General features: G+C 60.9%; 19 protein-coding genes and 1 pseudogene. 19 read left to right on the top strand and 1 reads right to left on the bottom strand.

The genetic code is table 11. From position 1 onward, the window contains the following. Positions 1-6 precede the first annotated feature (6 nt). The 16 genes and pseudogenes from ACV959_RS14640 to thrS all read left to right on the top strand — a co-directional run bounded on the left by ACV959_RS14640 (position 7) and on the right by thrS (position 17,673). Positions 7-588 carry a hypothetical protein gene (locus ACV959_RS14640; RefSeq protein ID WP_475737299.1) on the top strand — a complete coding sequence of 194 codons (582 nt, stop codon included), beginning with the start codon at positions 7-9 and terminating at the stop codon, positions 586-588. Next, positions 588-3,479: a DUF1156 domain-containing protein gene (locus ACV959_RS14635; RefSeq protein ID WP_475739677.1), complete on the top strand. Its 2,892-nt coding sequence runs from the start codon at positions 588-590 to the stop codon at positions 3,477-3,479. Before ACV959_RS14640 ends, ACV959_RS14635 begins: the two co-directional genes overlap by 1 nt. Before the next feature lie 9 nt (positions 3,480-3,488). Beyond that, positions 3,489-4,019, top strand: a complete 531-nt coding sequence (locus tag ACV959_RS14630) for a hypothetical protein (protein WP_475737298.1) — start codon at positions 3,489-3,491, stop codon at positions 4,017-4,019. Positions 4,020-4,387: 368 nt separating this feature from the next. Continuing rightward, entirely contained in the window at positions 4,388-4,855 is a 468-nt protein-coding gene (locus tag ACV959_RS14625) for an AAA family ATPase (protein WP_475737297.1), read from the top strand. 3 nt (positions 4,856-4,858) lie between these two features. Further along, positions 4,859-5,353: a hypothetical protein gene (locus ACV959_RS14620; protein WP_475737296.1), complete on the top strand. Its 495-nt coding sequence runs from the start codon at positions 4,859-4,861 to the stop codon at positions 5,351-5,353. Further along, positions 5,338-8,655, top strand: coding sequence for a DUF499 domain-containing protein (locus ACV959_RS14615; protein WP_475737295.1), 3,318 nt, complete (start codon positions 5,338-5,340; stop codon positions 8,653-8,655). Before ACV959_RS14620 ends, ACV959_RS14615 begins: the two co-directional genes overlap by 16 nt. 282 nt (positions 8,656-8,937) lie before the next feature. Then, entirely contained in the window at positions 8,938-9,390 is a 453-nt protein-coding gene (gene tnpA / locus ACV959_RS14610; RefSeq protein ID WP_475736305.1) for an IS66-like element accessory protein TnpA, read from the top strand. Further along, positions 9,387-9,743 carry an IS66 family insertion sequence element accessory protein TnpB gene (gene tnpB, locus ACV959_RS14605; RefSeq protein WP_475736306.1) on the top strand — a complete coding sequence of 119 codons (357 nt, stop codon included), beginning with the start codon at positions 9,387-9,389 and terminating at the stop codon, positions 9,741-9,743. The genes tnpA and tnpB overlap by 4 nt, the downstream gene beginning before the upstream one ends. Positions 9,744-9,812: 69 nt before the next feature. Beyond that, positions 9,813-11,345 (top strand): IS66 family transposase, encoded by a 1,533-nt coding sequence (gene tnpC, locus ACV959_RS14600; protein ID WP_475736307.1) that lies wholly within the window; start codon positions 9,813-9,815, stop codon positions 11,343-11,345. 135 nt (positions 11,346-11,480) lie between these two features. Continuing rightward, positions 11,481-11,876, top strand: a complete 396-nt coding sequence (locus ACV959_RS14595; RefSeq protein ID WP_475737294.1) for a hypothetical protein — start codon at positions 11,481-11,483, stop codon at positions 11,874-11,876. Beyond that, positions 11,869-12,426 (top strand): hypothetical protein, encoded by a 558-nt coding sequence (locus tag ACV959_RS14590; protein ID WP_475737293.1) that lies wholly within the window; start codon positions 11,869-11,871, stop codon positions 12,424-12,426. Before ACV959_RS14595 ends, ACV959_RS14590 begins: the two co-directional genes overlap by 8 nt. Beyond that, positions 12,423-13,529 (top strand): hypothetical protein, encoded by a 1,107-nt coding sequence (locus ACV959_RS14585; RefSeq protein WP_475737292.1) that lies wholly within the window; start codon positions 12,423-12,425, stop codon positions 13,527-13,529. Before ACV959_RS14590 ends, ACV959_RS14585 begins: the two co-directional genes overlap by 4 nt. An 87-nt stretch (positions 13,530-13,616) precedes the next feature. Beyond that, positions 13,617-13,829, top strand: a pseudogene (locus tag ACV959_RS14580) (transposase); the annotation flags it as partial. Positions 13,830-14,900: 1,071 nt separating this feature from the next. After that, positions 14,901-15,275 carry a hypothetical protein gene (locus ACV959_RS14575; RefSeq protein ID WP_475737291.1) on the top strand — a complete coding sequence of 125 codons (375 nt, stop codon included), beginning with the start codon at positions 14,901-14,903 and terminating at the stop codon, positions 15,273-15,275. Positions 15,276-15,386: 111 nt separating this feature from the next. After that, positions 15,387-15,590 carry a hypothetical protein gene (locus ACV959_RS14570; protein WP_475737290.1) on the top strand — a complete coding sequence of 68 codons (204 nt, stop codon included), beginning with the start codon at positions 15,387-15,389 and terminating at the stop codon, positions 15,588-15,590. A gap of 151 nt (positions 15,591-15,741) precedes the next feature. Continuing rightward, positions 15,742-17,673 carry a threonine--tRNA ligase gene (gene thrS, locus ACV959_RS14565; RefSeq protein ID WP_475737289.1) on the top strand — a complete coding sequence of 644 codons (1,932 nt, stop codon included), beginning with the start codon at positions 15,742-15,744 and terminating at the stop codon, positions 17,671-17,673. 84 nt (positions 17,674-17,757) lie between these two features. Here the strand turns inward: thrS and rpmB are convergent, their stop codons facing one another. Further along, complete coding sequence (rpmB, locus tag ACV959_RS14560) at positions 17,758-18,051, bottom strand: 50S ribosomal protein L28 (protein WP_475737288.1); 294 nt, start codon at positions 18,049-18,051, stop codon at positions 17,758-17,760. Between the two features lie 417 nt (positions 18,052-18,468). On the opposite strand from rpmB, the gene ACV959_RS14555 reads away from it, so the two are divergent. From ACV959_RS14555 to ACV959_RS14545, 3 genes are all read left to right on the top strand, one after another. Next, positions 18,469-19,359, top strand: a complete 891-nt coding sequence (locus ACV959_RS14555; protein ID WP_475737287.1) for an NAD(P)-dependent methylenetetrahydromethanopterin dehydrogenase — start codon at positions 18,469-18,471, stop codon at positions 19,357-19,359. Positions 19,360-19,533: 174 nt separating this feature from the next. Then, the gene (gene fae, locus ACV959_RS14550; RefSeq protein WP_475737286.1) at positions 19,534-20,043 is read left to right on the top strand and encodes a formaldehyde-activating enzyme; all 510 of its coding nucleotides are present in this window, start codon (positions 19,534-19,536) and stop codon (positions 20,041-20,043) included. 70 nt (positions 20,044-20,113) lie between these two features. Then, on the top strand, positions 20,114-21,145 hold the full coding sequence (locus ACV959_RS14545) for a hydantoinase/oxoprolinase family protein (RefSeq protein WP_475737285.1): 1,032 nt from the start codon (positions 20,114-20,116) through the stop codon (positions 21,143-21,145). Positions 21,146-21,184: the final 39 nt, after the last annotated feature.

Raw genomic sequence — 21,184 nt, 5'->3', positions numbered from 1 at the left:
GCAAGAATGCAACAGACGTTACTCGCAAGAGATGCAATTGAGCAGCATGCAAGTCAGCATTCCAACTTTTTAAATGCCTTCATTAAGTTGGGTGACCGATACGCGGCGTTCTATACATCAAAATATCTTATCCAAGATACTGCGGAGGCAGTCTTTGCGCTTTGCGGGCGAGGCTTTTCAAGAGACCCGATGCAGGCATACATAGAATTTTGGGGGACGTTGCAGGCGTTGATCATCCAGCAGGACGCGGTAAGCGAACTGTATCAGGCGATAACTGCTCAGCAATTGCCGAAACGGCTCAATAGCTCGGCATGGCAACAAATCCGTAGCCTGCGCAATGAGCTTGCAGGCCATCCGGCAGCGCAGGGGTCGCCGACGAGGCCGAAGCGAACCTTTCTAGGTCGCGCGTTCGGTAATTTGGAACAAGTAACCTATGAGCAGTATCAGACAGGCTCGAACGCGAGCGGGACGTTCCCAGATGTTCAGCACCAGCGGGTCAATCTCCGCCAACTGATAGATCAATATGACAAAGAGGCTGCCACGATCTTAAACGGCGTGTTGGCGCATATGATACGGAACTGGCCTTGATGAACTTGCAGAACGAAAAACCGTCTCGAAAAAAACTCATCGAAATTTCCCTCCCGCTCGAAGCCATCAATGCCGCTTCGGCGCGGGAGAAATCGATCCGGCATGGCCATCCCTCCACCCTGCATCTGTGGTGGGCGCGGCGACCGCTCGCCGCGTGCCGGGCGGTGCTTTTTGCGCAACTGGTGGACGACCCCTCAGCCTGGCCGGATCGCTTTCCCACCGAGGAGGCGCAGGACCATGAGCGCCGGCGGCTGCACAAGATCATCGAGGAGATGGTCCCCTGGGAAGCCTCGAACGACGAGCGTATTCTAAACGCCGCGCGGTGGGAGATCGCGCGGTCGGTGGCTTGGGGGCTTGGCGAGGAGCCGCCGCCGAAGGACGATGGCAAGGCCATCCTCGATTATCTCCAGACCAAGGCGCCGCCGGTCTATGACCCCTTCTCGGGCGGAGGATCGATCCCGCTGGAGGCGCAGCGGCTCGGTTTGCGCGCCTATGGCTCGGACCTCAACCCTGTCGCTGTGCTGATCGGCAAGGCGTTGGTTGAAATCCCGCCCAAATTCGCCGGCCTGCCGCCGGTGAACCCGAAGTCGCGGGCCGAACTCGCGCATGGTGGCAAGTGGAACGGCAAGGGCGCCCAGGGCCTCGCCGAGGATGTGCGCTATTACGGCCAATGGATGCGCGACGAGGCCGAGAAGCGCATCGGACATCTTTATCCCAAGGCGATGCTGCCGGATGGGTCGGCGGCGACCGTCATCGCCTGGCTCTGGGCGCGCACGGTGCGATCGCCCGATCCGGCGGCGAAGGGCGCGATGGTCCCGCTCGTCTCCTCCTTCATGCTCTCCACCAAGGAGGGCAAGAAGGCCTGGGTCGAGCCGATGATCGACGCGAAAGCGCCGGACGGCTGGCGCTTCGAGGTGAGGACGGGGGCGCTCACGAAGACCGACGAGGAGCGGCTCAAGAAGGGGACGAAGACCGGGCGGGGCTCCAACTTCGCCTGCATTCTCAGCGGCGCGGCGATCAACGGGGGGCACGTAAAAGCGGAGGGAATGGCCGGACGCATGGGGGCTCGCCTCATGGCAGTCGTCGCCGAGGGGAACCGATCCCGCGTCTACTTAAGCCCGACCCCAGATCAAGAGGCACTCGCAGGGACTGCCAAACCTGCCTGGGAGCCGGAAGGCGAGTTGCCGAACGATCCGAGAAACTTTTGGACAGTCCAGTATGGGTTGAGCACCTTCGCCTCGCTCTTCACCCCCCGCCAGCTCGTCGCGCTGACGACCTTTTCCGATCTGGTCTCGGAAGCACGCGAAAAGGCGTTTGCCGACGCCCGCGCGGCCGGCCTTGCCGATGACGCCGTTCCTCTCAACGCAGACGGTACCGGTGCTTTAGCGTATGCGGATGCAGTGGCAACCTATTTGGGTCTGGCTGTGGACCGCTCCGCAATGGGAGGCAATTCGCTTACACGCTGGAATCCTGTTGGTCCGAAAGCGCAGCATGCGTTCGGTCGGCAAGCATTGCCAATGGTGTGGGATTACGCTGAGACGAATCTCCTAGGGGAGGCCACTGGCAGCCTTGACTCTGGTTATGAGATGGCTGTGAACGCTCTCGCATTTGCAAACAAAACATTAGCCGTAATTCGTTCGACTGACGCAACGAAAAATTCGTATTCTTCTGAACCCATCCTTATTTCAACTGACCCGCCCTACTACGACAACGTTGGTTACGCAGATTTGTCGGATTTTTTCTACGTCTGGCTACGCAGATCACTTGTGCGGACGTGGCCGGAATTGTTCCGACGGTTGACGACGCCGAAGGAACAGGAACTGGTCGCCACCCCTTATCGTCATGGCGGCAGGGATCAAGCCGAGGCCTTCTTTATGGAAGGCATGGAACAGGCGCTGACTGCGATGCGTAAGGCGGCCACTGATGGCGAGCCGCTGGCTATCTACTATGCATTCAAGCAAGCCGAAGCGGCTGCGGATGGTATAACCTCCGCCGGCTGGGCAAGTTTCCTGCAAGCAATGGTGGATGCCGGGCTGGTCATTGACGGCACTTGGCCACTACGTACCGAAATGGCAACTCGCATGGTTGGCCAGGGCACCAACGTCCTTGCATCCTCCATCGTCCTCGTCTGCCGAAAGCGCGCCTTTTCTGCCTCAACCATCACTCGAGCGGACTTTATCCGCACCCTTCGCAAGGAGCTTCCCGAAGCCATTGACGACATCCGTAAGGCGGGCGTTGGACCAGTGGACATGCAGCAATCCGTCATCGGCCCCGGCATGGGCGTCTTCTCGCGTCACGCCAAAGTTCTGGAAGACGACGACAGCGCCATGAGCGTAAAAACCGCGCTGGCGCTGATCAACCGTGTTTGGGAGGAGATCGACCAGGAACTCGACGCCGCCTTCGACGCCGAAACGCAAGTGGCTCTCGCCTGGTTCGCGACCTATGGCTTCGACGCCAAGCCCTCCGGCGAACTCATCACCCTGGCCAACGCCAAGAACATACCCGTCGACGCTCTCTTCGCGTCCGGCGTGTTCGAGGACTTGCGCGGCAAGGCGGCCTTGACGCCTCGCGAAAAGCTGCCCGAGGAGTGGACGCCGGCGACCGACAAGACGCTGACCGTCTGGGAATGCGTGCAGCACACAGCTCGCGTGCTTAATGCTGAGGAAGGCGGCGGCGCGGCGGCGGGCCGCCTCGTCGCAGAGATGGGCTCCAAGAGCGCCGACGCCCGCGCGCTCGCCTATCGCCTGTTCGAGATCGCGACGCAGAAAGGCTGGGCCGCCGAGGCGCTGGTCTACAACGAACTCGCGCAGGAATGGCCGAAACTCGAAGACATGGCGTCTGACATTGAAACGCGCGCGCCCATCAGGGCCACGCAGGCGGAACTGTTCTGAGGGCGGGTCATGTTGGCCAGGGTCGGTTTCAAAAACTTCAAGTCGTGGTGTCGACTCGACATGCCATGCGCCAGAATAAGAGGGGTTTTCGGTGCAAACTCGTCGGGCAAGACGAGTGTCATTCAGTTCTTGCTTATGCTGAAACAAACAAAGGACGCAACTGATCGCGCTACGGCATTGGAGCTTAACGGAGACCTTGTTCAACTTGGAACGATCACCGACATAATTCATCGGCATTCGCTTGATAACATGATTGAGTGGACCGTTTCTTTTGATCTGGACGAGCCGCTGTCTCTCAGCGACGCTTCGGGCAAACGGAAATCTGAGATTGCGACCGGGTCATGCTTAAGTCTTTCCGCCTCAATCATCATAGACAAGCAAGCGCCAAGAGCTTTGAGCCTAACTTACAAGATTGGATGCATGAATTTCACACTCTCGGCGAAAAAAGACGCGGCGCAGAAGTTCGAGCTAAAAGCGAAGAGTTCCGACGAGGGCCGAGCTACATTCAAGTTCATTCGCAACCCAGGACGAGCCTGGTAATTGCCGGGTCCTGTGAAGTCTTATGCATTCCCGGACCAAGCAAGAACGTACTATCAAAACGCTGGTTTCCTCGCAGACCTAGAGGTCGCGTACGAAGCACAACTTGACCGCCTTTATTATTTAGGGCCGCTTCGTGAGTTTCCACAACGCGATTATCTTTGGGCGCGGTCGAGGCCCACTGACGTTGGTCGACGTGGCGAAAAGGCCATTGATGCAATCCTTGCGGCGACTTCGGCAGGCGAAAAACGCAAGCTTAAAGCCAACTCCCGCCGCTTTGTCCCATTTCAGGAGATGATTGCTTACTGGCTACGGGAAATGGGGCTTATTGAAAGCTTCCGGGTGGAGGAAATCAGGGAGGGTTCTAGCCGGTGGCAAGCTCTCGTTCAGACTCGCGCTGGCGCAAGCGAAGTGCTCCTAACAGATGTCGGTTTTGGCATTTCTCAAGTACTGCCAGTCATCCTTTGCTCCAGTATGTGCCGGAAGGCTCTACCGTCATTTTGGAACAGCCGGAAATTCACTTGCACCCTTTGGCTCAGGCAGCTCTTGCGGACGTTATCATTCAGGCCGCTACTCAACGACGGGTCCAGGTGTTTCTGGAGAGTCATTCCGAACATCTTCTGCTGCGCTTACAGCGCCGTATCGCCGAGGAAGCGATCTCTTCTGGCGACGTCAAACTGTATTTCTGTGACGCGCCGGAGGGAGAATCTTCTCTGACTCCGCTTGAAGTCGATATTCTCGGTAACATTCGCAATTGGCCAGACAAATTCATGGGCGACGCATTCAACGAAACAGCCCAGGCCGAACTTGCTCGTTTGAAGCGCATGAGTCGGAAATAAGCGATGCGGTTTATCGTGGATACAAACGTCGCAATCGTAGCCAACGGTTCAAGCGAAAGCCCGGAGGAGAGGCCGCCCACAATCGAATGTCGCAGCAAGGCGGTCGCCTTCTTAATAGAACTGCTGGACAATGGAAAAATCGTGCTGGATTTGGAGGGCGCTGTGCAGGACGAATACCGCAGGTACCTGAGCCCAAGGGGCCAGCCGGGGGTCGGTGATCGTTTCTATCTTGCTATTATCAACAGTTCGCCCGACAGAGTCGAACGGGTCGAGCTCCCTTTCGAGGAGAGCGAATATGCAGACTTGCCGCACCCGTTAATTGACTCGGGCTTCGACCCGAGTGACCGCAAGTTTGCTGCACTGGCCAAGAAAACTAATACGCCAGTGGCGAACGCGACCGACAGCGACTGGATTCATAGCGCAGAAACCCTCACAGCTTGTGGAATAAGCGTTGAAAACCTGTGTGGTTGCGACATGACCAAATGGTTCGAGACATGAGCACGGAAAAAGAAACGCTGCAACGAGTTCAGGGCGGGCTTTTCCACCTGCAAAAAGGCCTCGCGCCCTTCGTCGAAGCGCGGACGAAGAACATCCACGGCGCGAACTGGCGTCATTACGCCAGCCGCGCGCAGGGCTCGCCGCCGAACGGCCCACTCGACGCCTATGCTCTGGTCAAGACCATGCTCGACAACTGGCGTGAGGCCTTCGACGACGCCTTTGGTCGCAGCGAAAAACACAAGGCGAGGAGCTTCGCCTCCATGTGCCTTGAGGCTCGCAACGCCACCGCGCATCTCGCCATCGGCCTGCAAGACGACGAGGCGCTGCGCTATCTCGACGCCATGCACCAGCTCCTGAAGCTCGTTAAGGCTCCCGAGAGCGAGATCGCTGAGCTGAAGAAGCTCTATGACGAGCAACGCCAATCCGGCGTTGCCCGCACGCCGGAGCCGACGCCCGCTCCCCAGCCCCCGCCCCAACTGGATTTGTCGGGCGCCGAGGGGGCGACAAAGGCGTTGAAGCCGTGGATCGAGGTGGCGCTCCCCCACCCCGACGTGATCGCCAACCGCTTCAAGGAGGCGGAGTTCGCGGCCGACCTCTTCGCCGTCGATGCGGGCCATGCCGGCGAAGGCTATGCGACGCCGGCCGCCTTCTTTGCCATGACCTTCCTGACGGAGGGCCTGAAGCGCGTGCTGACCTCCGCCGTGCAACGTCTCGCGCGAGCGGGCGGTGATCCGGTGATCGGCCTGCAAACCGCTTTCGGCGGCGGCAAGACGCATACAATGCTTGCGATCTTCCACCTCGTGAAACATCTGCGGGAAGGCGGTGATCCGCGCGCTTTGGCTGGCCTCGCGGAAATTCTCGACCGCGCGGGCGTCACGAAATTACCCAAGCCGCAAGTCACGGTCTTTGTCGGCTCGTCCAAGGGCGCCGACGTCTCGCTGAACCTCAAGGACGGGCCGCGCGTTCATACGCTGTGGGGCTATATCGCCTGGCGGATCGCCGGTGAGGCGGGGTTGAAGCTCATCGCCGAGGCGGAGGCGGCGCGCACCAGTCCCGGCTCGGAACTGATGGTCGAGGTCTTCAAGCTGGCGGGCCCGAGCGTGATCCTGCTCGACGAGCTGACCATGTTCGCCCGCCAGCTCGACGACGACCGCTTCGAGGCTTTCCTGTCCTTCATCCAGTCGCTAACGGAAGCGGCGAAGATGGTCCCCGGCGTCCTTATCGTCGGCTCGCTCCCCGAGAGCGACGCCGAGGCTGGCGGTCCGCGCGGCGCCGCGGCGCTGCTGCGGCTCGAAAAGATTTTTGGCCGCGTGCAGTCGGCCTGGCTGCCCGCGTCCGGCGACGAAACCTATGAGATCATCCGCCGCCGGTTATTTCAGCCGCTCGACGCAGAAGGGGAAAAGGCGCGAGATGAGACGGTCAAGGCCTTCCACGACCTCTACAAAAAGAACCCTGCCGAGTTCCCCCCGGAGGCCAAGGAAGCGCGTTGCCTCGAATTGCTTCGGCTTTCCTACCCGATCCACCCCGAGCTGTTCGATCGCTTGGCGAAAGACTGGGCCAGCCTCGAAAAGTTCCAGCGAACGCGCGGCGTGCTGCGCTTCATGGCCAATGTGGTGGGCGTGCTGTGGCATGAACGGGCGAATGATCCGCTGATAACGCCGGCGCGCGTGCCGGTCGCGCACGAGCGCGTCCGCGCCAGCGTGCTATATCCGCTCGATCCTCACTTTAGTTCCGTGGTCGACAAAGAGGTCGATGGCGAGGGGTCCTTGCCGAGTCGCATGGAAGCCAATCCCTCGCGGCGGATTTCTCAGGCGCGAGCTGCGACGCGTGCGGCGCGCGCGGTCTTCCTGTGCTCGGCGCCGCTGGTCGGTCAGCCCAACGCCGGCCTCACCGGGCAAGGGCTACGGCTCGCCTGCGCCGAGCCGGGCGATCAGCTCGCGATCTTCGGCGAAGCGCTGCGCGAACTCACCGAGCGCGCGACCTATCTCTACGAGGAGGCTGGCCGCTACTGGTTCTCGACGCAGCCGACGCTCAACCGTCTCGCGGAGGACCGCGCCAAGGCTTTTCCCGACCATGAAGTCGACGCCGCGATCGCGGACATCCTGCGAGCAGACGCAGGGACAAAAGGCGGCTTTGACCGGGTTTTTGCAGCCCCTGATGACCCTGTCGCGATTGAAGAAGCAAGCGCGCTGTCGCTGGTGATCCTGGGATCAACGCTCCCTCATGCTGGAAAAGGCGTCGGCAAGACCCCAGCGACTGACGCAGCCGCCGACACTCTGATGAGACGCGGGGCCTCACAGCGCCGCTTGCGCAACACTCTCATTTTCATCGCCGCAGATGAAGCCAACCTCTCCACGGCGAGAGAGGTCATGCGTAAGGCCATGGCCTGGGCCTCGATCGACAAGGACGAGCGCCTCAAAGAGACGATGACAACGGCTCAAACTAAGGATGCGCAGGAGAAGGCGAGGACAAACCAAGAGGCTGCGCGAAAAGCAGTGCGCGCCGCATGGAGCCACATCCTCTACCCGATAAAGAGCGAGACAGCGGGCAAGCCCTTTGAACTCGAGCACAGCCTCATCTCAGCACGTGAGCGCGCGGCAATTCCATCGGTCGTCTATGAGAAGGTGAAGGCTGACGGCATCGCACTCGAAAAACTGGGCGCGGAGCGTCTCTGGTTGGCGCTGAAGCCCTTGTGGCCTGACGATCGGCCCCACCTGCCAGTCCCGGAGATAGTCGACTGGTTCGCCGCCTATGTCTATCTACCCAAGCTCCGCGATCGTGTCGTCCTTGAAACCGCTATCAGGGATGCGGTGGGGAAACTCGACCCTCAGTTTGGCTTTGCCGACAGCTACGACACGGCGGCGCAGAAGTATGTCAAGCTGATCTGGGCCAAAGCGCCACCGGAGTTTCTTGCGCCCACCTCACTGCTAGTGCGTGCAGCGGAAGCTCAACAACAGCTGACTAGCGACGCCACGCCTGGACCTGCGCCTACCCCGTCCTCGGGTGGCGATGTTGATCGACCGCCAGAGGGTGCGCCACCTCAGGGCGGGACCACTCCGCGAAAGCCCAGACGGTTTTATGGGTCTGTGGAGATCGACATGGTTCGCCCGGTCAAGGCTTTCGATGCGATCCTGAACGCGGTCGTCATGGAGCTTCAACGGACGAACGGAGCAAAGGTCAAGCTAACGATAGAGATCGAGGCGGAAGCCCCTGACGGCTTCGATGACAGCGAAGTCAGTGTCGTTCGGGACAACGCCAAACAATTGAAGTTCAAGGCAGAGTCCACGGGGTTCGAGGGATAACTAAGATGGCCTTGAACTAAACTCGTCTGCCAATCATCCGTCGCCAAAGCTTAACCTATTGTTTCCTCCGATTGATGGAGATGGACGTCATTTACGCCGGCCAACTAGAGTAGAGTGATTACCCTTGTCCCAAAATGCCCGTTGTTGGATGATTTGATACAGGGGGTTGGCTTGCGAAGTGTTTAATCCCGGAGCTATGCCTTGATGGTAAGCGCTGTTCTGCTCGCACCTGTTTTGAATGAGTTGGGGCGACGATAATCGGAGCGAAAGGGGCTCCGACACATGTCGATTTCAGAGCGTAAGCATATGTCGGAGCCTGAAGCAGCTCCGATGCGGCGGATCGAGGTTTTCACGGGCGCGGGACGCCGGAGAACGTGGGGCTCCGATCAGAAGGCGGCGATCGTCGCTGAGAGCTTTGCGGAGGACGCGAGCGTTTGTGAAGTGGCGCGGCGGCACGGTCTGACGGCGCAGCAGCTTTTTACGTGGCGTCGTCAGGCGCGCAAAGAGACCGAGGCTCGCGCGGACGCAGGCGCGCCGCCATTGTTTGTTCCGGCAATCATGCAAGGGCCTGCGCCCGCGCCGCCGGCGAAGCGCAAACGCCGCGCCGTCGACCAGGAAATTGGTTCGACGCCGACGATCGAACTTGAAATTGACGGCGTTACGGTTCGGGTCGGACGCGGCGCGCAAGCGAAGACCATCGCTGCGGTGATCCGGGCGTTGAAAGTCGCCAAATGATCGGCCCGACGGGCGCGGTGCGCGTGATGGTGGCGACGAAGCCTGTCGACTTCCGCAAGGGCGCAGAGGGTCTCGCGGCGCTGGTGCGCGAGACGATGCAGTGCGATCCCTTCGACGGCGCGATCTACGTCTTTCGCGCGAAACGGACGGACCGCATCAAGCTGGTCTTCTGGGACGGCACGGGCGTGTGCCTCTTCGCCAAGCGGCTGGAGGATGGCGAGTTCCGCTGGCCGAAGATCGAAGACGGGGTGATGCGGTTGTCGGCGGCGCAATTTTCGGCGCTGCTGGAGGGGCTGGACTGGCGGCGCGTCCACAGCGTGAAGGAGACGCCGGCGCCGGCCTTGGCGGGATGATCTGCGACACAATGAATCAGGGCGTCGAAGAGCGTCGAAAGACCGCAGAAAATATGGTCTTCTGTGTCTATGGCGCAGGCGGTCGAGACGCTTCCCGACGATCCGAATGAACTGAAGGCGATGCTCCTCGCCGAGCGGGCGCGCAACGAGCGCCTCGTTCAGATCATCAAGGAGATGCAGCGTCATCGCTTCGGACGGCGCGCAGAGACGCTTCCCGATGACCAGATGCTGCTGGCGCTCGAAGAGGTCGAGCAGACGGAAGCCGGCGCAGCGGCGGAGGGGGAAGCCAAGTCCGCCGCCGAACGCGAGAAGGCGTCCAGAAAGCGCCGCACGAACCGAGGCGCGCTGCCGGCGCATCTGCCGCGCATCGAGACCGTCGTCGATGTCGAGGACTACGCCTGCCCCTGCTGCAAGGGACTGCTGCACAAGATCGGCGAAGACGTCTCCGAGCGGCTCGACATCGTCCCGGCGCAGTTCCGGGTGCTGGTGACGCGGCGTCCCAAATACGCCTGCCGCGCCTGCGAGGGCGCAATCGTGCAGGCGCCGGCCCCGCCGCGGCTGATCGAGGGTGGACTGCCGACCGAGGCGGCAATCGCCCATGTGCTCGTCTCCAAATATGCCGATCACTTGCCGCTTTATCGCCAGGCGCAGATCTACGCCCGACAGGGGATCGCCCTCGACCGTTCGACGCTCGCCGACTGGGTTGGCCGCGCCGCCTGGCATTTGCGGCCCGTTCATGAGCGGCTTCTGGAACACATCCGGTCGTCGACGAAAATCTTCGCCGACGAGACGACGGCGCCGGTGCTCGACCCCGGGCGGGGCCGCACGAAAACCGGCCAACTTTGGGCCTATGCCCGCGACGACCGGCCATGGGGCGGCGCCGATCCGCCGATCGCCGTCTATGTCTATGCGCAAAACCGAAAGTCCGAGCAGCCGCTCGCGCATCTCGCTGGCTTCACGGGCGTCGTGCAGGTCGACGGTTACGCTGGCTATCGCGCGCTGGCGCACAAGAACAGCGTGGCGCTGGCCTTCTGCTGGTCCCATGTCCGCCGGCGCTTTTACGAACTCGCCGCGGCAGGTCCTGCGCCGATCGCCAGCGAGGCGCTCGAACGCATCGGCGCGCTCTACGCCATCGAGAGCGACGTCCGCGCGCAGAACCCGGATGACCGGCGCGCGGCGCGACAGGAGAAATCCCGCCCGATCCTCGACGCCCTCGAGCCATGGCTGCGTGAAAAGCTCGCGCTGATCAGCCAGAAGACCAGGCTCGCCGAGGCGATCCGCTACGCGCTCTCGCGTTGGGACGGCCTGGCGCGCTTCATCGACGACGGGCGCATCGAGATCGACTCCAACATCGTCGAGCGCGCCATCCGCCCCATTGCCCTCAATCGCAAGAACGCGCTTTTCGCGGGCTCAGACGGCGGCGCAGAGAATTGGGCGATCGTCGCCTCGCTCATCGAGACCTGCAAGCTCAATGGCGTCGATCCGCAGGCCTATTTGGCCGACGTTCTCGTGAAGATCATCAATGGCCATCTCGCGAGCAAACTCGACGAGCTCATGCCCTGGGCCTACGCGCAGCCGGTCGCTCTCGAAGACGTGGCCTGATAACAGCGGTTACCCTTGATGGACCTCATTGACCTCTTTGCGAATGAGCGCAGCACTTGACTGTCCTCATCGTCAAACTAATATCGAGGGATTGGGACTATTCCATCGCCCACGCAAGATCACAGTGATGCTCTAATGATCAAGAATATTGATTCTCGCGGGCAGGCAATTTTCCTGAGAACATTCATTATTTCGATGATGTTAGCTTCCGTATCATCAGGTGGTGCCGAGCAGCAAGAACGCACCGTCTCGTTAACACAAGCATCGGCAAAATGCATAATCGAAAACGCAAAAAGGTATAGTAAGGTAACTCTCGACCCTTTCCCGCTAGTACCGGAGGCCTGCCCAGAGATCGAGTTTGAAAAAATCGATTTTTCGAAACTCCTTCGCGCCTCGGAAGTTGTAGAGGGCCATAAGGCGGTCATTCTGCTGCGCCACAACGAAATAGAGTGTTTTCTAACGAACGTAAAAAAACGTCTCGAAGCAGACCGGGGTAATCGTATTATAATTGTGGGGTATGGTTGTGACTGATTCAACTGAATCGAAACTCACGCCGAAAGATATAATTGAGATAGCAGGAAAGACTATTGCCTTTCTAGTCTTAGCATTTACGGTTTGGCAGTATTTTTCCGATCAAAGAGCGGCCGTCGAGCGAGCTGCTATTGCAAAAGCGCAGGAATATAATTCACAGTATCTGAAGGCAGATGCATCAGAATTTATCTTGAAGTTCGGTTTGCGGCTGGCCCCTTACCAGAAGTTTTATAAACTAAATGACAAAAATAGCTTGCCAGAAAGAGATTTTCAAAAGATTTTTGAGAGCGTCATGTTTGGGGCCAACGATACATCCGCTGCAATGCTGCTAGGCTTTCTTCGAACAACTAGCTATTTTGAAGACATATACATATGTCAGAAATCTGGTGCGTGCGACAAAAACACGATAAATAGCTTCTTTTGCTCTCGGATAACGGGGTTTAATTCGGTTGCCTCCCGATTCATTTCGGAATTGCGCAAACATTTTGGGTGGGACGGGTTTGGCGTTACATTTAATCAGTATGTTGATACGTGTGAGGCCTTGAAATGACAAGGTATCTCTTCTTGTTGCTAGTGCAATTGTTTTTTTTGATACGAGTTTTGCATGCGGCCGAATTCAGCTATGAGCGCATTAAGAACGAGACCGCAGATAACTTCGAAGCTGCGCAGTTGCTCTTTATGTATTCGAATGACGATATTCACGTTGTTCGACTGACTGGAGAAATCGAACAAGGTGACGCCAAAGCGCTAATACGTTTACTGGAAGCAAACAGCATCGCAACTGGTCTTTATTACGACCATAGGCAACCGCTGCTCGTATTGAACAGTAAGGGCGGCTCTCCTTCAGAAGCACTGGAGCTGGCAAAAGTTGTGACGGATCATGGGATTGCCACGTATGTGGGGCCTGACACCAGTTGTCTCTCAGCTTGCGCTTGGGTGTTTATGGCAGGGTATAGAAAGCCTTACGAAGATGTCGGCGCACCTTTACGAATCATGAGCACCGATGCGAATCTCGGCTTTCACGCACCGTATTTCGACCAAAGCTTCGTAGTCGGAACACAAGAAGACGTGGACAGTGTAAAATTTTCATTGAAACAGGTTTCCACCCTTATGGAAAGTGTTGTTGGGCAAGCGAACAAATTAGTGAGCGATCTACTTGGAATTCGAGAGGGTGCTTGGCCTGCATCCCTGGTGGCCCGAATGCTTCTTACTCCAAAGGATAAGTATGAATTTGTTGATTCTGTAGAAAAAGCAGTTGCCTGGGAGATCAATGTCGTCGGCCTCAAAAGGAGATCAACGAAGCTCAAGGATGTAATATGGGCTTGCTATAATAAGAAAAGGAAGGCCTTCGGCTTTGATCAATTGCTTAAAACTGACGAGATGGAATATTGGTTGAACTCTCCGAAGGATAAAGAATTTCCGTGTTGCTATGGAAGTCTCGATAGCAACTACAAAGAAACTAAAAATCCATTTGTTGGATCATCAACTAATCCAAAGGTCCGTATTATCGATATTGGGCCATGGGACACTAATGCTTGTAAAGCTTTCAAAAAATCCCGAGGGGGTTGGTGCCTGGATGATCCTAATTGTGACGGAATTGCACATATTGAGAACTATAATCCAAAGACCTCACTGAAGGAATTAAAGAAGTAATGAAAGCAATTTTAGGGCTATAGGACCCATAAAGTTGTTGGCGTGAGGTCGTAGTCGTGCTTCACGGGCTTCCGAAAGGAAGCGCGCATGAATCTTGACCGTTTTTTATTGACGGACTCCCAGTTTGCGAAGATCGCGCCGCGTCTTCCGACCTACCCGCGCGGCAAGGCGCGGGTCGACGACTGGCGCGTCATCAGCGGCATCTTGCATGTGCTGAAATCCGGCGGGCGCTGGATCGCCGCGCCGCCGGAATACGGGCCGAGTAAGACGCTCTATAACCGCTACGTCCGCTGGGCGGCGCATTGCGTTCGCCGCCGCCGGGCAAGATAGCAGGCGACCGGCCGAAGCCGGACCATGGTCCGAGCAACTTTTCCCGAAGGGACGCTTCCGGCGGCGCAGAGGGGAACTCCCGTGCCCTGTAGTCGACAGCCGCTTACGCGGTTGAAGCAGACCTCGGATTTTGCGAGGAATAGTCCGTTTCATAGGAACCACCGACCGCGAACGATCGCGTGGTCGAGACAGCCGAAGTTCTATATGACTGATTTCAAAGCTCTTTGCAGGAATACTGTCCACCGCGAAAAGTTCTCTCTTTTATCCGCTCCGGCGCGCCAGCCTCCGCTTTTCAGCCGTTGCGAGCCAGGACGTCGGTACCGCTCACGGCGATCCGTGCGCCTCGCGGCGCATCACAGCGTGCGCGAACTTGCCCCCGTCATAAACGACGAGCGAGGGCCGCCCGGTTGCGTCGGATCGCCCAGCGCGACGTAAGGACGCCCCGGCCCCATCGCCACGGTGTGTGAGCGGGAATCATGACGCCGTGCGGGACGATGATTCGCGCGGGATCGGCGTGGATAACGGCCTCGCCGCAATGAACCGCACGGGCTGCGACGAGCTTGTCGGGCGCGTCTCCCTCATTCTGGACCGTCATGAAAAGCAAAGCGTCTTTGCCGTCGTTGCCGGCGGCGAACCCAGGGGCTCTCGATCTTCAATGATCCGGCTGCGTATTCGCTAGCCATGGCGGCCGATCCGACGCTCAGGGCGAGTAGTCCAGGATAAAGATGCCTTTCGGCTTTTTGGGTCATTTTGTCGGCCTTTCCCTCTCTGCGGCCACATTACGTCGCGCGGCGCGATGCGCGGTTCAATCGTGTAACGATAAAAAATAAATCGTGGAGCGATCATGTCTGCGGCGGGGCGCGGCTCCGGGCGCCGGCGCGCCGGAAGCGGCAGAACGTCCGATTGACCGGGACGAAGGGACGTCGCATGAATAAAAAAAGATGCCCGCCCGTTCTTGGGACGGGCGCGGCGGCGGGAGGGCAAGTGGCGACCCTGACGCGAGAGCGCGTCTCGCAGCCGGATCCTCACGAGGAGGGTCCAGTGAGCAGGCGCGAGTTCGAGGCCCTCGCCGCTTTTCGCTATACCTTGCAGAAGTTTCTGGCCTTCAGCGAGATCGCGGCGGAGCTCGCGTCTCGCCTCGTCCAGGCCAAGCTCGTCCGGCGCAAGACCGACTCCTCGGATAGCCGCCGCTCGCTCATCGTCATGACGGCGCTCGGCAACAGCCGTCTCGAGCGCCTCGCCAGGGTCCATTTGAGCAAGCTCAGGGAAAACAAAGGCGCCTTCCTCGGTCTCTTCGATATCGAATCCAAGTCCCGCGACGAGCGGCGCGATGGCCGCGGGGGCGATGACGCGGAGTGGCGCGACTGCGTCGGAAGCACAGGCCCCAAGGCGGTTGACGATTTTTTTAACCCATAAATTTCATATATTTGTCATAATTCCGCCCGGATCTGGACAGGGCGGCCGCAGCCCTTACATCTGCCGGGAAGGCGCTCAAGCTCGCGCCGTTTAAGCTCATCGGAGGTAAGGATGCGTAAATTTCTGATCGCCTGTGTCGCCACCGCCACGGCCTTCGCCGTTTCGGCTCCCGCGACGGCCGAGCATTACGGCGCCGGCGAGCACACCAAGTGCTCGAATAAGCAGTATCGCGCCAAGCACAAGAAGGAATGCCGCCACTGGGGCGCGCACCACCATCACGGCATCCATCTCGAGCATGGGTCGTCGGAGCGGTGACGCGCCGCCGCCGGCGTTCCTGAGAAGCCGGACCGCCGTTCGTCCGCCCAGATTGCGCCGCGCCTCGCGCGGCGCTAAAACGCGCTCCTTCCTCGAGCCCGAGCGACTTACGCCGATCCGTGTCGGCGATTGAGCGCGACAGGAGCGTCACATGATCGCCGTTACCTTCCCCGACGGGGCGTCCCGTCAGTTCGAGCCCGGAGTCACGGGTTTCGACGTCGCAAAGAGCATCTCCCCCTCTCTCGCCAAGCGCAGCGTCGCCATGACGCTCGACGGCGAACTCGTCGATCTGCTGACGCCGGTCGCGCGCGACGCCAAGATCGAATTCGTCCCGCGCGAGGATCCGCGCGCGCTGGAGCTTATCCGCCACGACGCCGCCCATGTGCTGGCCGAGGCCGTGCAGGAGCTCTTTCCCGGCACGCAGGTGACGATCGGCCCCGTCATCGAAAACGGCTTCTATTACGATTTCTATCGCTCCGAGCCCTTCACGCTCGAAGACCTGCCGGTCATCGAGAAAAAGATGAAGGAGATCGTCGCGCGCGACGCGAAGATCACGCGCGAAGTCTGGAGCCGCGAGGAGGCCAAGGCTCACTTCATCGCCAAGGGCGAGATCTTCAAGGGCGAGCTCATCGACAGCATCAAGTCCGACGAGCCGCTCAGTATCTATCGTCAGGGGCAGTGGCTCGACCTCTGCCGCGGCCCGCATATGCCGTCTGTCGGCAAGATCGGCACGGCATTCAAGCTGATGAAGGTCGCGGGCGCCTATTGGCGCGGCGATTCGACGAAGCCCATGCTCTCGCGCATCTACGGCACGGCCTGGGCGACGCAGGAAGAACTCGACGCCTATCTGCACCGCCTGGAGGAAGCCGAGCGCCGCGACCATCGGCGCCTCGGGCGCGAGATGGACCTCTTCCACTTTCAGGAGGAAGGCCCCGGCGCGATCTTCTGGCATCCAAAGGGCTGGACGCTCTTCCAGACGCTCGTCTCCTACATGCGTCGCAAGCAGAAGGCCGCCGGCTATACGGAAGTGAACACGCCGCAGGTGCTCGATCGCGCGCTGTGGGAAACGTCGGGCCATTGGCAGACGTACCGCGAGAACATGTTCGTCACCAAGACGGAGGACGAGCGCGTCTTCGCCATCAAGCCGATGAACTGCCCCGGCCATGTGCAGATTTTCAAGAACGGCTTGAAGTCCTATCGCGACCTGCCCGTGAAGATCGCCGAATTCGGCGTCGTGCATCGCTACGAGCCCTCGGGCGCATTGCACGGCATGATGCGCGTGCGCGCCTTCACGCAGGACGACGCGCATATCTTCTGCTCCGAAGACCAGATCATGGAAGAGGCGCTGAAGATCAACGACCTCATCCTGACGATCTATCGCGACTTCGGCTTCGACGACGTCGTCGTGAAGCTCTCGACGCGCCCCGAAAAACGTGTGGGCTCGGACGAAGCTTGGGACAAGGCGGAAGCCGCGCTCGGCCGCGTGCTCGACGAACTCGCCAAGCGCGGGCTCAAGACGAGCGTTCAGGAAGGCGAGGGCGCTTTCTACGGGCCGAAGCTCGAATATACGCTGCGCGACGCCATCGGCCGCGAATGGCAATGCGGCACGACGCAGGTGGACTTCAATCTGCCGGTGCGTTTCGGCGCCTTCTACATCGGCCCCGACAGCGAGAAGAAGACGCCGGTGATGATCCACCGCGCCATGTTCGGCTCGCTCGAACGGTTCACCGGCATTCTGATCGAGCATTTCGCCGGCCATCTGCCGCTGTGGCTATCGCCCTTGCAGATCGTCGTCTGCACGATCACGCAGGAGGCCGACGACTACGCCTATGAGGTGGCCGCGGCGGCGCGAAAACTCGGACTCAACGTCGACGTCGATTCGCGCAACGAGAAGATCACCTACAAGGTGCGCGAGCATTCGCACGCCAAGGTTCCCGTGCTGCTCGTCGCCGGCAAGAAGGAGGCGGCGGAACGCACCATCTCCATGCGTCGGCTCGGCTCTCAGCAGCAGACCCAGCTTCCGATCGACGAGGCGCTGAAGCTGCTCGCCGACGAAGCCACGCCGCCCGACGTGCGGGGATGACGCCCCGCCTCCGTAACGGAGAACGACAAAAGCCCCGCCGCTCATTGCGCGGCGGGGCTTTTTGATTTTGCGAAAAACGAAGGCTTACGCCGAAGCGCCGGCCTGCTTCTTCTCGATCTCGCGCTTCAGCGCGCGGGCGTTCTGCGATAATTCCTCGTCGCGCGCCTTGAGCAGGAATCCGTCGAGCCCGCCGCGATGCTCGACCGAGCGCAGGGCCGCCGCCGAAATGCGCAGGCGCACGGAGCGGGCGAGCGCCTCGGAGGCGAGCGTCACATTCACGAGGTTGGGCAGGAAACGCGTGCGCGTCTTGCGATTGGAGTGGCTGACGAGGTTACCCGTCTGCACGCCCTTGCCGGTCAGCTCGCAACGCCGGGACATGGAACTTCCTTTCGATCCGATCTAGCTTCCATGCGCCGCGAGGGGCCAAAGGCCCGCAAACCGCCGACGAATGGGTAAAAACGACAACAAAGGCTCGCCGCGGCGGAGCGTCGAGCCCTGATCGCTGGCCTTATAAGTGCAAAGCCCCACGAGCGTCAACCGGGCCGCCCTGTCCGGATTTGCGCCGCCACGGCCCGCGAACGGGGAAAAGCCCCCCGATGCGGCGCATTCGCCTCTGGACATTGACGGCGTTCTGGGCTCTAAGCCTCATCGTCGCTCCGGGCGGGGCCGGGCGCGCCCGCGCCGTCGTTTACGCCCGGACTCATCGAAAATCGACAGCGCCGGAGCCTGTCCGCCCGCCGCGCCCATATTTGGAAGGGGCGACGGGCCAGATCGACAAAGGTTGGGGAATTTCCAATGGCCAAAGCAATTCTGCATATGCTCAGCACCCTGAAGCATATGAGCCCCTTCGACGTGAACATGGCCCTGGACGCCGGCTATGACGCGGCGATTCCCTACACCAATGTTACGCTCGACGAAGTCACGGCGCTGGTTCAGGACGCGATGTTCTCCCGCGCGCCGTCCGCCGCGCTCAAGACCGGCATTTTCTTCGCCGGCCGCGACGCCGTGCTGGCGCTCGACATGCTCGACGCCGCCAAGAAGGCGCTGCTCAAGCCGTTCGAGGTGTCGCTTTTCGCCGACCCCTACGGCTCCTTCACGACCGCGGGCGCGATGGTCGCCTGCGTCGAAAAGATTCTGCGCGACAAGAAGCAGCGTGAGCTCAAGGGCTCGAAGATCGTAATCTACGGCGCGACCGGCGTCGTCGGCTACTCCTCGGCCGTAATCGCGGCGCTCGAAGGCGCTGAGGTGACGATCGTCGGCTACAGCGGCCTCGATCGCGTCGCCAAGCAGGCCGACGAGATGTGCAAACGCTTCGACATCAAGGTGAAGCCCGCCGACGGCAGCTCGCCGGAGATGGTTCGCTCCCTGCTCGTCGAGCACGAGATCGCGCTCTGCGCCGCGCGTGCGGGCGTGCAGGTGCTCTCGAAGGACGATCTCGCCGCCGCCAAAAATCTGCTCATCGCGGCGGACGTCAACGCCGTGCCGCCGCTCGGCGTCGAGGGCTGCGGCCTGCACGACAATGGCGTGGCGATTTCCGAGCACGGCGCGCTGGGCATTGGCGCGCTCGCCATCGGCAATGTCAAGTATGGCGCTGAGTCGGGGCTGTTCAAGCAGATGGTCACCTCGGACAAGCCGCTCTGCCTCGATTTCCGTCACGCTTTCGCGCTCGCGCGTCAGCTCGTCTGAGGGTTTCTGCGCGCCGTTTTCCCGCCTGTCGTGGCGGCGTCGCGCAAAGCAGGTTGAGTCGGCGCAGCGGGGACGACCCGCAGCGCCTCTCGAGGCCGGCGCGTTTCGCGCCCGGTTCTTTCCAAAACGCCTGCCATCGCGGCAGGTGCTATGTTTCTTCGAAAGGAAACGCATATGGCGAAGATCAACAAGATGCTGGTCGGCGAGTCGCTGGTCGGCGAAGGCAACGAAGTCGCCCACATCGACCTGATCATGGGTCCGCGCGGCTCGGCCGCCGAGCTCGCTTTCGCGAACGCGCTCGTCAACAACAAGGACGGCTTCACGACTCTTCTCGCGGTCGTCGCGCCGAACCTGCTCTGCAAGCCGAACACCATCCTGTTCAACAAGGTCACCATCAAGGGCGCCAAGCAGGCCGTCCAGATGTTCGGCCCGGCGCAGCACGGCGTCGCCAAGGCCGTCGCCGACTCGGTCGCCGAGGGCGTGATCCCGGTCGACGAGGCTGACGACCTGTTCATCTCGGTCGGCGTGTTCATCCACTGGGACGCCAACGACGACAAAAAGATCCAGGACTACAACTATCAGGCCACGAAGGAAGCCATCGCCCGCGCCGTGGCCGGCGAGCCGAAGGCTGCGGAAGTCGTCGCCAAGCGCAACGACGCCAAGCACCCCTTCGCGCCGAACTGAGTTCGGATCCGAAGCGCAAAATCGAAGGGGGGCCGCGAGGCTCCCCTTTTTCTTCTTTCAGGGCGGGTGAATGTCGAGCGTCATCGGCTGGGACATCGGCGGCGCGCATGTGAAGGCGGCGCGTGCGGAAAATGGGCGGCTCCTCGCTGTGACGCAACGCGCCTGCGCCCCGCATGCCGGCCTCGCGACCCTCGAGCGCGCGATTCGGGAGACGCTCGCGGCGCTCGGCCCCGCCGCGCGGCACCGCATCACGATGACGGCGGAGCTATCCGATGCGTTCGAGGATCGCGCGCGCGGCGTGATCTCGGTCGCGGCGATCGCGGCGCGGGAAATCGGGGCCGCGGATGTGGTTTTCTACGCCGGCGCCGATGGCTTCGTTGAACGGGCGGCGCTTCAGCGCCTCGCGGCGGCGGTCGCCTCCGCCAATTGGCGCGCAAGCGCCGAACTCGTTGCGCCGCGCTGCGGCGACGCGCTCTTCATCGACATCGGTTCGACGACGACGGATCTCGTTCCAATCCGCGCGGGTCGCGTCTGCGCGCAGGGCGCGACCGACGCCGAGCGGCTCGCCTGCGGGGAGCTTGCCTACGCCGGCTTTTCGCGCGGCGCGCCGCAAGCCTACGTCGCCCGCGCCCCGATCGACGGTCGATGGACGCCGCTCGTCAACGAAGCTTTCGCCTCCATGGCGGATGTGCGCCGCGCGCTCGGCGATCTTCCCGAGGGCGAGTGCGGCGCCGATCTCTCGCCGACCGCGGACGGCCGGCCCAAGACCGTCGCCGCCTCCCGCGCGCGCCTCGCGCGTCTCCTCGGCCGCGACAATCTCGACGACGCGCAGGCCCACGCGCTCGCGGATCATCTCGCCCGCGCCCAGATGCGCGCCATTGAGGATCAGATAGCGCTGCTTGTTTCGCGCGCCGCCGTCGCGCCCGCCGCACCCTATGTCGGCGCCGGGGTCGGCCGGGTCGTCGCCGCCCGGCTCGCGCGCGCGCAGGCCCGCGATTACATCGATTTTGCGGATTTCATCCCCGCGCCGGACGCGCTGCGCGCCGCCGCCGCCGATTGCGCCCCGGCTGCGGCGCTGGCGCTGCTCGCCCTGTCGGAATAGCGTCGGATCGCGCCTGTGCTAGGCTTCGAGTGATTCTCG

It is taken from the genome of Methylocystis sp. Se48 (assembly GCF_056269425.1).
The sequence above is the reverse complement of the archived record's forward strand: the minus strand, read 5'-3'. Positions and strand labels throughout refer to the sequence as shown.

Bases quoted from the DNA above. Each gene is read 5' to 3' on its own strand.
- ACV959_RS14585 (WP_475737292.1), top strand. From the start codon at position 12,423: ATGACAAGGTATCTCTTCTTGTTGCTAGTGCAATTGTTTTTTTTGATA.
- thrS (WP_475737289.1), top strand. From the start codon at position 15,742: ATGATCGCCGTTACCTTCCCCGACGGGGCGTCCCGTCAGTTCGAGCCC.
- tnpC (WP_475736307.1), top strand. From the start codon at position 9,813: ATGGCGCAGGCGGTCGAGACGCTTCCCGACGATCCGAATGAACTGAAG.
- tnpA (WP_475736305.1), top strand. From the start codon at position 8,938: ATGTCGATTTCAGAGCGTAAGCATATGTCGGAGCCTGAAGCAGCTCCG.
- ACV959_RS14615 (WP_475737295.1), top strand. From the start codon at position 5,338: ATGGTTCGAGACATGAGCACGGAAAAAGAAACGCTGCAACGAGTTCAG.
- ACV959_RS14640 (WP_475737299.1), top strand. From the start codon at position 7: ATGCAACAGACGTTACTCGCAAGAGATGCAATTGAGCAGCATGCAAGT.
- ACV959_RS14595 (WP_475737294.1), top strand. From the start codon at position 11,481: ATGATCAAGAATATTGATTCTCGCGGGCAGGCAATTTTCCTGAGAACA.
- tnpB (WP_475736306.1), top strand. From the start codon at position 9,387: ATGATCGGCCCGACGGGCGCGGTGCGCGTGATGGTGGCGACGAAGCCT.
- rpmB (WP_475737288.1), bottom strand. From the start codon at position 18,051: ATGTCCCGGCGTTGCGAGCTGACCGGCAAGGGCGTGCAGACGGGTAAC.
- ACV959_RS14630 (WP_475737298.1), top strand. From the start codon at position 3,489: ATGTTGGCCAGGGTCGGTTTCAAAAACTTCAAGTCGTGGTGTCGACTC.
- ACV959_RS14570 (WP_475737290.1), top strand. From the start codon at position 15,387: ATGCGTAAATTTCTGATCGCCTGTGTCGCCACCGCCACGGCCTTCGCC.
- ACV959_RS14620 (WP_475737296.1), top strand. From the start codon at position 4,859: ATGCGGTTTATCGTGGATACAAACGTCGCAATCGTAGCCAACGGTTCA.
- ACV959_RS14635 (WP_475739677.1), top strand. From the start codon at position 588: ATGAACTTGCAGAACGAAAAACCGTCTCGAAAAAAACTCATCGAAATT.
- fae (WP_475737286.1), top strand. From the start codon at position 19,534: ATGGCGAAGATCAACAAGATGCTGGTCGGCGAGTCGCTGGTCGGCGAA.
- ACV959_RS14555 (WP_475737287.1), top strand. From the start codon at position 18,469: ATGGCCAAAGCAATTCTGCATATGCTCAGCACCCTGAAGCATATGAGC.
- ACV959_RS14545 (WP_475737285.1), top strand. From the start codon at position 20,114: ATGTCGAGCGTCATCGGCTGGGACATCGGCGGCGCGCATGTGAAGGCG.